This window comes from Sanguibacter sp. 25GB23B1 (genome assembly GCF_040012415.1).
Classification (GTDB): Bacteria; Actinomycetota; Actinomycetes; order Actinomycetales; family Cellulomonadaceae; genus Sanguibacter.
Genome location: NZ_JBDYKL010000001.1, coordinates 160884 through 174866 on the forward strand (window position 1 = coordinate 160884; position 13983 = coordinate 174866).

At 71.3% G+C, this 13983-nt stretch carries 12 protein-coding genes; 5 read left to right on the forward strand and 7 right to left on the reverse strand.

All coding sequences use genetic code 11. The annotated features are described in order from the left end of the window. Positions 1-79: 79 nt before the first annotated feature. The 3 genes from ABKW26_RS00780 to ABKW26_RS00790 all read right to left on the reverse strand — a co-directional run bounded on the left by ABKW26_RS00780 (position 80) and on the right by ABKW26_RS00790 (position 2955). Positions 80-1003 carry a Ppx/GppA phosphatase family protein gene (locus ABKW26_RS00780; RefSeq protein WP_348590488.1) on the reverse strand — a complete coding sequence of 308 codons (924 nt, stop codon included), beginning with the start codon at positions 1001-1003 and terminating at the stop codon, positions 80-82. Positions 1004-1052: 49 nt separating this feature from the next. After that, a complete protein-coding gene (locus ABKW26_RS00785; protein WP_348590489.1) occupies positions 1053-1820 on the reverse strand; it encodes a DeoR/GlpR family DNA-binding transcription regulator in 768 nt (255 codons plus the stop codon). Positions 1821-1896: 76 nt separating this feature from the next. Then, the gene (locus tag ABKW26_RS00790; RefSeq protein ID WP_348590490.1) at positions 1897-2955 is read right to left on the reverse strand and encodes a zinc-dependent dehydrogenase; all 1059 of its coding nucleotides are present in this window, start codon (positions 2953-2955) and stop codon (positions 1897-1899) included. A 194-nt stretch (positions 2956-3149) separates the two neighbouring features. Here ABKW26_RS00790 and ABKW26_RS00795 point away from each other — a divergent pair, with 194 nt between their 5' ends. Then, entirely contained in the window at positions 3150-5162 is a 2013-nt protein-coding gene (locus ABKW26_RS00795; RefSeq protein WP_348590491.1) for a PTS mannitol transporter subunit IICBA, read from the forward strand. 118 nt (positions 5163-5280) lie between these two features. Here ABKW26_RS00795 and ABKW26_RS00800 read toward each other — a convergent pair whose 3' ends face one another. Further along, positions 5281-6804 (reverse strand): glutamyl-tRNA reductase, encoded by a 1524-nt coding sequence (locus tag ABKW26_RS00800; protein WP_348590492.1) that lies wholly within the window; start codon positions 6802-6804, stop codon positions 5281-5283. Between the two features lie 56 nt (positions 6805-6860). Here ABKW26_RS00800 and hemE point away from each other — a divergent pair, with 56 nt between their 5' ends. The 3 genes from hemE to hemC all read left to right on the forward strand — a co-directional run bounded on the left by hemE (position 6861) and on the right by hemC (position 10539). After that, positions 6861-7925, forward strand: a complete 1065-nt coding sequence (gene hemE / locus ABKW26_RS00805; protein WP_348590493.1) for a uroporphyrinogen decarboxylase — start codon at positions 6861-6863, stop codon at positions 7923-7925. Then, positions 7925-9460: an FAD-dependent oxidoreductase gene (locus ABKW26_RS00810; RefSeq protein WP_348590494.1), complete on the forward strand. Its 1536-nt coding sequence runs from the start codon at positions 7925-7927 to the stop codon at positions 9458-9460. Before hemE ends, ABKW26_RS00810 begins: the two co-directional genes overlap by 1 nt. Before the next feature lie 119 nt (positions 9461-9579). Beyond that, the gene (gene hemC / locus ABKW26_RS00815; protein WP_348590495.1) at positions 9580-10539 is read left to right on the forward strand and encodes a hydroxymethylbilane synthase; all 960 of its coding nucleotides are present in this window, start codon (positions 9580-9582) and stop codon (positions 10537-10539) included. Here hemC and ABKW26_RS00820 read toward each other — a convergent pair. Next, complete coding sequence (locus ABKW26_RS00820; protein WP_348590497.1) at positions 10536-10928, reverse strand: MerR family transcriptional regulator; 393 nt, start codon at positions 10926-10928, stop codon at positions 10536-10538. The genes hemC and ABKW26_RS00820 overlap by 4 nt on opposite strands. Positions 10929-11039: 111 nt before the next feature. On the opposite strand from ABKW26_RS00820, the gene ABKW26_RS00825 reads away from it, so the two are divergent. Then, positions 11040-12560: a SulP family inorganic anion transporter gene (locus ABKW26_RS00825; protein ID WP_348590498.1), complete on the forward strand. Its 1521-nt coding sequence runs from the start codon at positions 11040-11042 to the stop codon at positions 12558-12560. A gap of 18 nt (positions 12561-12578) precedes the next feature. Here ABKW26_RS00825 and ABKW26_RS00830 read toward each other — a convergent pair whose 3' ends face one another. Next, on the reverse strand, positions 12579-13421 hold the full coding sequence (locus ABKW26_RS00830) for an SMP-30/gluconolactonase/LRE family protein (protein WP_348590499.1): 843 nt from the start codon (positions 13419-13421) through the stop codon (positions 12579-12581). Continuing rightward, the gene (locus ABKW26_RS00835; RefSeq protein WP_348590500.1) at positions 13418-13978 is read right to left on the reverse strand and encodes a DUF4395 domain-containing protein; all 561 of its coding nucleotides are present in this window, start codon (positions 13976-13978) and stop codon (positions 13418-13420) included. The genes ABKW26_RS00830 and ABKW26_RS00835 overlap by 4 nt, the downstream gene beginning before the upstream one ends. Positions 13979-13983: the final 5 nt, after the last annotated feature.

Sequence of the window (13983 nt, forward strand, 5' to 3'; positions counted from 1 at the left end):
GCTGCACAGCCCGTGACGATCCTTCCGAGCGGCTCCCGCAGCCCGCTCGCACAGACTCGGACGAGGTCCCCGCTCTGGCTCAGAGCTGGTCGAGCCGCCTCAGCAGCACACCCTCGCGCAGCGCCCACGGGCACACCTCGACCTCGTCGACGCCGAGGGCCTTCATGGTCTGGTGAGCGACGACCGCGCCTGCGACGATCTGATGGGTCCGCTCTGCGGTGATGCCCGGGAGGGACTGGCGCTGCTCGGCCGGGATCGCCGCCAGGCGCCCGACCCAGTCCTTGAGGTCGGAGCGGCGCATGCGCCACGCGTCCGCAGGTCCGACCGCGTCGACCTCGGTACCCGCGAGGCGCGCGAGCGACCGGAAGGTCTTGGAGGTCGCGACGACATGGTCGGGGGCGGGCTGGTCGGCGAACACTCGCTTCACGGCAGCGAGCTCGCGCTGGACCACGTCGCGCAGCTCGGTCATCTCGCCGGCCTGCGGAGGGTCGTGACGCAGGTGGGCGCGGGTCAGCCGCCCTGCACCGAGCGGCAAGGACATCGCCACCTCGGGGACCTCGTCCGTCCCCGCAGCGATCTCGAGCGAGCCGCCACCGATGTCGAGGACCAGCAGCCTGCCCGCGCCCCAGCCGTACCAGCGGCGCACCGCGAGGAACGTGAGGCGTGCCTCGGACTCCCCGGACAGGACCCTCAAGGGGGCGCCGATGCTCTGCTCGAGGACAGCGAGCACCTCAGGGCCGTTCGTGGCCTCGCGCAGGGCTGAGGTCGCGATCGCAACGGTCTCGTCGACCTCGTGGGCCTGCGCGGCCGCAGCGGCGATCGCCACCGCCTCGGTCAGCGCCGCGACCCCTTCGGTGCTGATGGCACCGTCGTCGCCCAGGTAGCGCATGAGACGCACGACGGTGCGCTGCGAGGCGGCCGGCACAGGGCGCGCCCCGCGGACCGCGTCCACGACAGCGAGGTGGACGGTGTTGGATCCGATGTCGATGACTCCCAGGCGCACGCCCCGAAGACTAGCGCGGAGCGCCTCTCGGCGGGAGGTGCCGACCGCGTCAGGCGACGACGACCTCGATGCCGGCCTCGCGGAGCACGTGGAGCGGGAGCTCGCGCGTAGCGGAGTCCGTCACGACGACGTCGACGTCCTCGAGCCCGGCGAAGCTCACCGTCGCGTCGAGGCCGAACTTCGTCGAGTCGGCGAGCACCACGACGCGCCGCGCGGCGCGCACGACGGCGCGCTTCACCGCAGCCTCCTCAGGGTCCGGGGTGGAGACGCCGTGCTCGAGGCTGATGCCGTTGGCACCGAGGAAGGCGACGTCGACCCTCAGGTGCTCGAGCGCCTGGACCGTCTCGATGCCGACCGCCGCCTGGGTGGTCGTGCGGACACGGCCGGGGAGCAGGTGGAGCTCGACGCCCGGGAGCGTGGCGAGCCGGGAGGCGATCGGCACCCCGTGGGTGAACGCGGTCAGGCGCGCGTCGAGCGGGAGGAGGTCGGCGAGCCGACCCGTCGTGCTCCCGGCGTCGATGAGGACGCTGCCGCCGTCGGCCGGGAGCAGGCCCAGGGCGGCGCGCGCGATGCGCTCCTTCTCCCGGGCCTGCGTGGCGTCACGCTCGTCGAGGCCGCTCTCCGTGACCGGCAGCGATGCCGCTCGGACGGCCCCGCCGTGCACACGACGCACGACGCGAGCCGTCTCGAGCGCGCTGAGGTCTCGCCGCACGGTCTCCGTCGTGACGGCGAAGTCCTTCGCGAGCTCGTTGACGGACGCGCGTCCACGCGCCTGGACGAGCTCGGCGATGGCCTGCTGGCGCTCCTCTGCGTACACCCTGCTCCCTCGGACCGACCGACATGTTACCGACAGTTACCTACACGCTACCGGGCGATGCTACGCGTCGGTCGGGTCAGGGCTCGACGGTCACCTTGATCGCCTCGCCGCTCCGGACCAGGTCGAACGCGCTGAGCACGTCGGTGAGGGGGATGTGGTGGGTGATGAGGTCCTTGACCGGGACCTGGCCCGTCGAGATGTACTGCAGGGCGCGCTTGTTGTGCTCCGGGGCGGAGCCGTTGGCACCGTGGATGTGGAGCTGGCGGTAGTGCACCACGTTGGAGTCGCACGCGATGACCGGGTCCGTCTTGGGCAGTCCGCCGAAGAAGGAGATGCGGCCGTTGCGGGCAGCCATGGCGATCGCCTGCTCCTGGGCGACCTTCGCTGCGGTGGCGGTGATGATGACGTCGGCACCCCGTCCGCCGGTGAGCTCCATGACGCGGGCGACGACGTCTTCCTTGGAGCCGTCGATGACGGCGTCGGGCTTCGCGACGTCCGCGGACATCCTCAGGCGGTCGGCGTTGACGTCGACGAGGTAGACCGCGCCGACCTTGTGGACGCCGCGGGCGACGCGGATGTGCATGCAGCCGATGGGGCCGGCACCGAAGACGACGACCACGTCGCCCTCCTCGATCCCGAGCTGCTCCTGGGCATTGATGGCGCAGGCGAGCGGCTCGGCGGCGGACGCCTCGTCGAAGCCGACGTTGTCGGGGACGCGGTTGAGACCGTCGACCTTGAGCACCTGGCTCGGGACGATCATGTACTCGGCGAAGCCGCCCTCGTACTGGTAGCCGACGGAGGTCTGGTTCTCGCAGACGGCCATCCAGCCCTTGCGGCACTCGTAGCACTCGCCGCACGGTACGGCGGCGATGACCTGGACGCGGTCGCCCACGGCCCATTCCTGGCCGTACGTGCTGGCGACGTCGGCGCCGACCTCGACGACCTCACCGGCGATCTCGTGGCCGATGGTGCGAGGAGGGCTGAGGTTCTGGTGGCCGTTGTGGAAGATCTTCACGTCGGTGCCGCAGGTGGAGCAGTTGCGGACGCGGAGCTTGACCTCACCCGGGCCACACTCGGGCTCCGGCCGGTCTTCCAGACGGACGTCCTCGGGCGCATAGAAACGCAGAACCTTCATTGGTCCTCCTCGTGTTGGGGCGGCGACGCGCGTCGTCGTCGACTCTCGCATCATAACCACATCTTCGGGCAGATATGAAGTTGGAAGTGGTTGGCAACCCACCCGTATGTACGGTTTACTAGGCATCAGTCGTGACCTCGGTCACTGTCCTCACAGTCGAGGTCGGGGCCCGTCACACATCTCAAGGAGGAGATATGTCAACAAACACCGATGCGCGCCCGGCTCGGGGGGGCCTGCGCGTCGCTGTGCAGAAGCTCGGGACAGCTCTGTCCAACATGGTGCTGCCCAACATCGCCGCGTTCATCGCATGGGGGCTCATCACCGCCCTCTTCATCGAGGTCGGGTGGATCACGCTCATCGGCGGCTGGGTCGGCTACGACGGCGGCTACGGCTTCGTCGAGCACTTCGGCGGCTGGGGCGCCGGCGCCGACGGGACCGGCATCGTCGGCCCGTCGATCACCTACCTGCTGCCGATCCTCATCGGCTACACGGGCGGCCGGATGATGTACGACGACACCGTCCGCGGTGGCGTCGTCGGCGCCATCGCCACGATGGGCGCCATCACCGGGGCCGACGTGCCGATGTTCCTCGGCGCCATGGTCATGGGCCCCCTCGGCGGCTGGTCGATGAAGCGGCTCGACGCCCTCTGGGAGCACAAGATCCGTCCCGGCTTCGAGATGCTCATCAACAACTTCTCGGCCGGGATCTGGGGCATGCTCCTCGCGATCGTCGGCTTCGTCGTCGCCGGCCCCTTCGTCTCCGCCTTCTCCGCGGCCGCCGAGAAGGTCGTCGACTTCCTCGTCGAGAACAGCCTCCTGCCGCTCACGTCGATCTTCGTCGAGCCCGCCAAGATCCTCTTCCTCAACAACGCGATCAACCACGGCGTGTTCACGCCGCTGGGCACCAACGAGGCCGCCACCGAGGGCCAGTCGATCCTCTTCCTCATCGAGGCGAACCCCGGCCCGGGCCTCGGCCTGCTCCTCGCGTTCGCCGTCTTCGGCACCGGCCTGGCACGGGCCTCCGCTCCTGGCGCCATCCTCATCCAGTTCGTCGGTGGCATCCACGAGATCTACTTCCCGTACGTGCTCATGAAGCCGAAGCTCATCCTCGCCGTCATCGCCGGCGGCATGACGGGCGTGGCGACCAACCTCGTCTTCAGCTCCGGGTTGCGTGCCCCGGCCGCACCCGGCTCGATCATCGCCGTGATCATCCAGTCGCCGGTCAGCAGCCTCGTCGGCGTCATCCTGTCCGTCGTCTTCTCCGCCGCGGTGACGTTCGCGGTCGCGTCGGTGCTGCTCAAGCTCGACAAGTCCGACTCGGACGACCTCGCGGGCGCTACGGCAGACATGGAGTCGATGAAGGGCAAGCGCTCGGTCGCCTCCTCCGCGCTGCTCGGCGCGAACGGTGCAGCCACCCGCACGGGCACCATCAGCAGCATCGTCTTCGCGTGCGACGCCGGCATGGGTTCCTCCGCCATGGGGGCCTCCGTGCTCCGCAAGAAGGTCCGCGCTGCCGGCTTCGAGGACGTCACGGTCGTCAACAAGGCCATCTCCAGCCTCACGGACACCTACGACCTCGTCGTCACCCACCAGGACCTCACCGAGCGCGCCGAGCAGCGGACACCCAGCGCGGTGCACGTCTCGGTGGACAACTTCATGTCCAGCCCACGCTACGACGAGGTCGTGGAGCTCCTCCAGCGGACCAACGGGGCAGCGGCCCCGGCCGGCGCGCACGCAGCCGAGCACCCCGCACCGACCGGCACATCCGTCCTCGCCCTGGAGTCGATCGTCCTCGCCGGGCAGGCCACCACCCGGGACGAGGCGATCTCCGAAGCCGGACAGCTCCTCGTCTCCACCGGAGCGGTGCCGAGCGCCTACGTGGACTCGATGCACGACCGCGAACGGTCCGTGTCGACCCACATGGGCAGCGGCCTGGCGATCCCCCACGGCACCAACGAGGCCAAGGGCCTCGTGCGCCGCACGGCGATCTCCTTCGTCCGCTACCCCGAGGGCGTCAGCTGGGACGGCAAGCCGACCGAGTTCGTCGTCGGTATCGCAGGCATGGGCAACGACCACCTCGAGGTGCTCGCGAAGATGGCACAGATCTTCGTCGACCCGCAGCAGGTCGCCCAGCTGAGGGCCGCGACGACAGCACAGGAGGTGCAGACCCTGCTCGAAGGGGTCGACACCCGCGTCAGCCGGGACTGAACCGGTGCCACACCCGCACCACAGGTAGGACCCGACCGTGGGCCGCACACGACGACCGTGTGCGGCCCACGGTGCTGTCCGAGAAGGTGGGCTGTCCGGACCACGGTGCTGATCGCGGTCAGCCCGCGCGCGTGCCGCCCTGCGTCGCCTGGCGATCGGTGAGGGAGAGGACCGTGGCGTCCTGGACCTCGCCGTCCAGCGCGGAGTCGGGATCGGTGAGGTCGGCGACGATCTCGTCGAGCGGCTCTCCGCTGCGGGCCGCCTCGCGGATACGGACGATGCCCCGGTGGAGGAGCGCACCCGCGAGCCGCCGCAACGAGCGCGCGTGCGCCTCGACGTCTGCGGGCGTCGAGAAGTCGCGCGCCGAGCGTTCGAGCTCGGCCTCGAGCTCGGCCTCGATCCGCGTGCGCAGGGCGACGACGACCTTGTCCGCCGAGCGCACGGCCTCGCGGTCCGTGTAGTCCTCGACCGCGTCGCGCACGATCGCCCGTGCCTTGAGCACGGGCTCCGACGAGGTGGACGGTGCGTGCGCGCGGATCGTCGCGAGGTCCATGAGCAGCACGTTGTCGATGTCGCCGACGCGCGGGTCGACGTCGTGGTGGAGGGCGAGGTCGAGGACGACGAGGGGGCGCTGCGGCCCTTCCTCCCCCGCTCGCTCGCTCGCCCGCTCGCGCGCGGTGACCACGGCGGCACTCTGCAGGACGTAGTCGAGGACCGACGAGTCGGTCGACGCGCTGGCGTGCGGGTCGGTCGCGTCACCGGCGAGCGTCACCGCGTGCGGGCCGGCGGGGCTCGGCGCGGGACGGGGTGCGGGGCGCTCCTCCATGAGCTGCGCGGCGGGCTCGAGAGCGTGCGCCCCGGCGCGACGTCCGCCGGCTCCGCTGCACGAGACCACGAGGTCGGCTGCCTCGAGCGCCTCGACGAGGTCGGAGACTGCGGTGACGCCGCGGTCGGCGGCGAACTGAGGCGCGCGGCCGGAGGCTGAGTACACGGAGATGTCGGTGCAGCCGCGCGAGCGGAGGGCGGCGATGCTGGCACCCGCGTAGGCACCCGTCCCGACGATGACGGCGCTCGTCTGGCGCCACGGCGGGATGCTCGGCTCGGCGAGGTCGAGCCCCACGGACACGACCGACCGGCCGTCGGCGCCGAGGTGCGTCTCGTGGCTGATCCGCTTCGACGTGCGCGACGCACGCTGGAAGAGACGTTCCAGCCGCGAGCTCGTGGTGCGCTCGACGTGCGCGGCGTCGAGGGCCCGCCGCACCTGGCCGGCGATCTCGCGCTCTCCGACGACCATCGAGTCGAGGCCGGCGGCGACGGAGAAGAGGTGTGCGGCGACGTCGGGGCCGCTGCGGACGGTGAACGCCGACCGGGCGGCCTCCCGGCTCGCGCCGGACTTCTCGGCGATGAGGTGGGCGATCTCGAGCGCCGCGTGCTGGAGGTCGCGCTCGGTCACCGCCGGGAAGGTGCTGGGCGGGTCGGCGACATCCAGGTACAGCTCGAACCGGTTGCACGTCGCGAGCACGACGGCACCGGTGATCATCTCGCAAGCCTGCACGGCCGACTTACCCATCGAGTGCGCGCCGTTGGACAGCTGCTCGAGCGCCTCGAGGTCAAGCTCGTGGTGGCTGGCGGTCATCGACATGAGAACCACAGCGGTTCGATTTAATCATTTCCGGGTTGGAAAGGCAGAATCGAGGGGTGAATCTCCCCAGCACCCACCCGCTCACCGACGGCCGCACCACAAATGCCCCGCTGGTCCAGGCCTTTAGGGGCGAACGCCCCGGGATCACGCCGATCTGGTTTATGCGACAAGCCGGTCGGTCCCTCCCCGAGTACCGCGACCTGCGCCAGGGCGTGGGCATGCTGGAGTCCTGCCTGAGGCCCGATCTTGCGAGCGAGATCACACTCCAGCCGGTCCGCCGGCACGGGGTGGACGCCGGGATCTTCTTCTCGGACATCGTCGTGCCCCTGCGTCTCGCGGGGGTCGACGTCGACATCGCGCCCGGTGTGGGTCCCGTCCTCGGCGCCGCGGTCCGCACACCGCAGGACGTCGACAGGCTCGTCGAGAAGGAGCTCACGGACGAGGCCATGGCCCCGGTCCGCGAGGCGGTCGCGCTCACCGTCGACCAGCTCGGGGGCACACCGCTCATCGGCTTCGCCGGCGCACCGTTCACGCTCGCCGCCTACATGGTCGAGGGGCGCCCGTCCCGCGACCACCTCGCGGCCCGCACGATGATGCACGCCGACCCCGAGTCGTGGTCCCGTCTGACGACCTGGGCCGCGGACGTCACCGGCCGGTTCCTGCGCGGGCAGGTCCTCGCCGGCGCGAGCGCCACCCAGCTCTTCGACTCGTGGGCCGGGAGCCTGAGCCTCGCGGACTACGAGGCGCACGTCGCCCCGTCGTCCGCGCGCGCCCTGTCCAACGTGCACGACCTGCCGGTCTCGGTGGTCCACTTCGGCACCGGCACCGCCCACCTCCTGCCCGCCATGCGGGCTGTGGGGGCGGACGTCATCGGCGTCGACTACCGCACACCGCTCGACGAGGCGAGCACGCTCCTCGGCGGCACGACGCCGCTCCAGGGGAACATCGACCCCGCCTACCTCGGCGCGCCGTGGCCGGTCCTCGAGGCCCACGTCCGCGACGTCGTCGAGCGCGGACGGTCGGCTCCCGCCCACGTGGTCAACCTCGGTCACGGCGTCCCGCCCGAGACGGACCCGACGGTCCTCACCCGGATCGTCGAGCTCGTCCACTCCCTCGCCTGATGAGCGGGCTGGGGAGCGGCCCGGGATCGACGGACGCGGCGCTCGAGACAGCGCCCGGCACTCCTGACGCGATCGTCGTGGGCGGCGGTGTCGCGGGCCTCACCGCAGCGTTCGCCCTCGTGCAGCAGGGGCTGCGACCGCTCGTGCTCGAGGCGTCGGCCCGGTGCGGCGGCTACCTCGTGCCGGGGGTGCTGGACGCCGGCGGACGGTCGGTGGCGGTCGACGTCGGCGCCGAGTCCTTCGCCGTGCGCAGCCGTCCGGTCGCGGAGCTCGTCGCCGCGCTGGGCCTCGAGACCGTGGAGCCGAGCGGTCTCAGCGCCTGGGCCGGCGGACCGGCGGGTGTCTTCCCGCTGCCCGCCGCGGGAGTCCTCGGGATCCCGGGCCACCCGTGGGCCGCGGACACCCGGCGGGCCGTGGGCGTGCTCGGTGCTCTCCGTGCTGCCGCGGACACCGTGCTGCCCCGCCGGTGGGCCGACACGACGAACCTCGCGACCTTCGTCCGCTCGCGCCTCGGGTCCCGGGTGCTCGACCGGCTCGTCACCCCGGTCGCCGGCGGCGTGCACTCGAGCGACCCCTCGCTGCTCTCCGTCGATGCGGTCGCGCCCGGCCTGCTCGCGGCGTTCGAGCGCACCGGGTCTCTCACCGCGGCAGTCCGGGCGCTGCGGTCGCAGGCTCCCGCCGGTTCCGCGGTGCGCGGGATCGCGGGCGGGATGAACCGGCTCGTCGCCGCCCTCGAGGACGCGGTGCGGGCTCACGGCGACGTGCGGACAGGGGTGGGCGTCGAGTCCGTCGTGCGGGCGGGCGACGGGGCCGCCACGTGGGTGGTCCGCACGACGGCCGGCGAGCTCCTGAGGACGCGACGCGTCGTCGTCGCGACGACCGGGCAGGACGCACTGCGGATCCTCGGTCGCGACGCGGGGACCGGTGGCCCCGAGAGCGGCGCAGGGGCTGGGGCCGAGAGGACCGCCGGCACGACCGTCGTCCTTCCGCGCGGCACCGACATCCGCCTCGTCACGTTGCTCCTGCGCACCCCGGCGCTCGACGGTGCGCCGCGCGGGACGGGGATCCTCGTGGCCCCCGGCTCGACCGCGGTCGCCAAGGCGTCGACCCACGCGACGGCCAAGTGGCCGTGGCTGCGGACAGCGGTGACCGACGCCTTCGGGGCGGGGCACCACGTGGTGCGCCTCAGCTACGGGCGGGGCGGCGACGAGACCGTGCCGACCTCCGACGACGCCCTCGTCGACCAGGCGCTGCGCGACGTCCACGCGCTCTACGGGGTCTCGCTCGATCGCTCGGACGTGGTGTCCTCGCTGGTCACGCGCTGGGACGACGCGCTGCCGCCGCCGACGCCCGAGCACCGCGTACAGGTCGCCGCCCTGCTCGCCGAGGTGGCGCAGCTCGACGGCCTCGCTCTCACGGGGGCGTGGGTCGCGGGCACGGGTCTCGCGGCGGTGGTCCCGCACGCACAAATGAGTGCGACGCAGGTCACTCGAATTCACGAGGAACATGACGAGGAGTCGTCGACATCACATTGATGGGATTTATTTCTCCTGCGTAGATGACCAGTTGTCAGAACGTCGGACAAACGCCCTGATCGGACATCTTTCATTCGTGCTACTTTCGATGAAACAGACCTGAGAGGACACGTGACGTCGTGGCCAGCACACCCGCCCTGCGCATCGGTACCCGAGCCAGCACGCTGGCACTCACCCAGACCGGCATGGTGGCCGACCAGCTGCGGGAGCTCACCGGGCGAGACGTCGAGATCGTCCGCATCAAGACCCACGGCGACGTCCTCACCGGGTCGTTGTCCCAGATGGGCGGCACGGGCGTGTTCGTCACCGCACTGCGTGAGGCACTCCTCGACCGTCGCTGCGACGTCGCCGTCCACTCCCTCAAAGACCTCCCGACGGCGGACGTCGAGGGGCTCACCTACGTGACCCCGGTCCGCGAGGACCCGCGCGACGCCCTGTGCTCCCGCGACGGCCTCCGGCTCGCCGACCTGCCGCACGGAGCGACGGTGGGCACCGGTTCGCCGCGCCGCGCCGCGCAGCTGCGCCTCGTCCGACCCGACCTCGAGATCCTCGACATCCGCGGCAACGTCGACACCCGCCTCGGCCGCGTCGCAGCGGCGACCGGGACGACCGCCGCCGGTGACCTCGACGCCGTCGTGCTCGCCGCCGCGGGGCTCAACCGGATGGGGCGCTCAGGCGCCATCACCGAGCTCATCGACATGGCGGTCATGGCCCCGGCCCCGGGGCAGGGCGCCCTCGCCGTCGAGTGCCGCACCGCCGACCTCGCACCCGACGCCGCCGCGAGCCTCCACACCGCCTTCGCCGAGCTCGACGACGCCGGCACCCACCTCGCCGTCGCGGCCGAGCGCGCGCTCCTCGCCCGGCTCGAGGCCGGCTGCGCCGCACCCGTCGGCACCTACGCACGCGTCGTCGACGACGTCCTCACGCTCCAGGTGATCGTCGCCCGACCCGACGGAAGCGAGCACCTCACCCACCACGCCTCGACCGAGGTGACGCTCAACTCCCTCGACGAGGCCCGCCTGCTCGGCGTCGAGGTCGCCGACCACCTCCTCACCCTCGGCGCAGCAGGCTTCGTCTAGCCGGACAGGTCGGACGGCGACCGCTCGTCGAGGAGACCGATGAACTCGTCGGCCATGTCGAGCGTCCGCGCGAGCTCGCTCCGCCGCTCGTGCGCGGAGGCGACGAACGTCGCGAGGCGAGCGCGCACCTCGACAGACGGCTCCGCGTCCCCGGCCATCTGATCCATGACGTCGAGGAGGTCGGCCATCTCCTCGAGGGCGAAGCCGAGCGGCTTCATGCGGCGCACGAGGAGCAGCCGGGACAGGTCGCTCTCGGAGTAGAGACGGAAGCCGCCCTCGGAGCGCATCGACGGCGACACGAGGCCGATCTCGTCGTAGTGGCGCAAGGTCCGCAGGGAGAGCCCCGTGCGCTCCGCGACCGCGCCGATGTGCATGTGCGTCTCAGACATGCCCACAACTCTACCCTCACGTTAGGGTAGGGTTTGCCGAGGTCGAGCGCGGCGCGTGCACTCGCGGCCCCTCGCCCCTCATCCCTCGCCTCACCCAGAACGGGAGTCCCCATGTCCACTGCTCCGCCCGTGCACGTCTCACCACCCGAGGCCGACGAGGTCCACTCCGTCATGGCTGCGCTCCGCTCCCCCAAGCGTCTCAAGACGGAGGTCCTCGCCGGCCTCGTCGTGGCCCTCGCACTCATCCCCGAGGCCATCTCCTTCTCGATCATCGCGGGCGTCGACCCCCGCCTGGGACTCTTCGCCTCCTTCACGATGGCGGTCTCGATCGCGTTCCTCGGCGGTCGCCCGGCGATGATCTCCGCCGCGACCGGAGCCGTCGCCCTCGTCATCGCGCCGGTCGCTCGCGACCACGGCATCGACTACTTCATCGCCACCGTCATCCTCGCCGGCATCTTCCAGGTCGTGCTCGGCGTCGTCGGCGTGGCGAAGCTCATGCGGTTCATCCCGCGCTCCGTCATGGTCGGGTTCGTCAACGCCCTGGCGATCCTCATCTTCCTCGCCCAGATCCCGCACCTGATCGACGTCCCGATGCTCGTCTACCCGCTCGTCGTCGTGGGCATCGCGATCCTCGTCTATCTCCCGCGCCTGACGACCGTCGTGCCCGCACCGCTCGTCGCGATCGTCCTCCTCACCATCGTCACCGTGACCTTCGCCGTCAACGTGCCGACCGTCGGCGACGAGGGCGAGCTGCCCGAGTCCCTCCCGTCGCTCCTCTTCCCCGACGTGCCGCTCACCCTCGAGACGCTGGAGATCATCGCTCCTTACGCGATCGCGATGGCCCTCGTCGGGCTGCTCGAGTCCCTCATGACCGCCAAGCTCGTCGACGACGTCACCGACACCCACTCGAACAAGGGCCGCGAAGCCTGGGGCCAGGGCGCCGCGAACATCATCACCGGCTTCTTCGGCGGCATGGGCGGTTGCGCGATGATCGGCCAGACGATGATCAACGTCAAGGCCTCCGGCGCGCGCACCCGCATCTCGACGTTCCTCGCCGGGGTCTTCCTGCTGGGTCTCGTGGTGGGCCTCGGCGACGTCGTGGCGATCATGCCGATGGCGGCTCTCGTCGCCGTCATGGTCATGGTGTCCGTCGGCACCTTCGACTGGCACTCGGTCCGCATCGACACCCTGCGCCGCATGCCCAAGAGCGAGACGACCGTCATGGTCACGACCGTCGCCGTCGTCGTGGCCACCCACAACCTCGCGATCGGCGTCATCGTCGGCGTCATCGTCGCCACGCTGCTCTTCGCCCGGCGCGTCGCGCACCTCACCGAGGTCACCCGCCTGGACGCCTCGGACGACGACGACCAGCGCGTCTACGCCGTCACCGGCGCCCTGTTCTTCGCCTCGTCCAACGACCTCGTGTACCAGTTCGACTACGCGGGCGACCCGAAGAACATCGTCATCGACATGTCCGGCGCGCAGATCTGGGACGCCTCCACCGTCGCGACGCTCGACGCCATCACCACGAAGTACGCCCGCAAGGGCAAGACCGTGACGATCGTCGGGCTCGACGAGAAGAGCGCCGAGCGCCACTCCCGCCTCGCGGGGAAGCTCGGCGACGGCCACTGAGGACCGGCCGCGCCTGCCCTAGCCCGCGTACGGCAGGACCGGCTTGCCCGGGACCTCGACCCGTACGCGGAAGAGCGCACCCGCCTCCGGCTCGGGGTCGTCGAGGTTCTCCCTCGACGTCGTGATGTAGAGGTCACGCAGGTCCGGGCCGCCGAGCGTGCAGGCGGTGACGAGCCGCACGGGGAGCTCGATCTCGGCGAGGACCTCGCCGGCAGGCGACCAGCACCGCACCCGCGAGCCGTGGTTGAGCGCGACCCAGACGTTCCCGGCCGAGTCGACCGTCAGTCCGTCGGGGTGCGCGTCGCCGGCCGGCCGGAACGGGCGACGTCCGCTCAGCACACCGTCGACGACGTCGAACACGTCCGTCCGGCCCGTCGGCGTGTCGTTGTAGTAGGCGAGGCGCCCGTCCGGGGAGAAGTCGATGCCGTTGGAGATCGTCACGTCGTCGAGGACCACGCTCACCTCGCCGTCGGGGGCGATCCGGTAGAGCGACGCCGCACCCTCGGTCTTCTCGTAGCCCATGGAACCGCAGTAGAGCGCGCCCGACGGGTCGCACCCGCCCTCGTTCATGCGCACGCCCGGGTCGCTCCACATCTCGGGCGACGGCGTCGGGACGGCGTCCGGCGAGTCCGCCAGGGCGATCCCGCGCTCGACACCGACGACATATCCGCCGCGCGTGCGCGGGCGGACGAACGCGGCGACGTCACCGACGTGGAGCCGGTCGACGGTGCCGTTGTCCCGGAGCGTGAGGATGTCGCCCGCGAGCATGTCGACCCACCGCAAGCCACCCCAGGTCTCCGACCACACCGGGCCCTCGGCGTGATAGGCGAGAGCGTCCGTGACCTGCTCGACGGCACTCATCCCCGGGCCGCCGGGGTCTGCTGAGCCTGCTGAGTCTCCTGGGTCGCACCAACCGGCTTCGCCAGTCGGCGTGAGATGTCCGCACAGTCGAGGCAGACCTCCTCGGGCACGAGCCCGATCCGCATGAGACCGGCGAAGAGCGCACAGCCGACGCAGAAGCCGAGGATCGACTCGAGGGCCGGGAAGACGACCATGACGACGCCGATGACGACGACAGCCGTGATCGCGCCCTCGGACCCGGTGACGAGCGACACGATCCACAGGGCCGTCGCGGCGGCGGTGAGCACCGCACCGATCGTCGCGGCGAAGCGCTTGGGCGCACCGGCGGTGGGCACCGGCAGCGCCCGCACCCGCGGCCGGACCCAGCGCTGGACCAGGCGCGCGACAGGACTCCACCGCGGCCCGACGGCGGCGCGGACCGTGAAGTCGACGGCGAGGACGGCGTAGAGCCACCACTGCTGCGTGAGGAGGGCAACGAGCCCGACGACGAGGACGACGGCAGCGACGAGGCGGACGGTCACGTCGTCGACCGTGGAGGGGAAGCGGGAGGAAGCCATGCGTG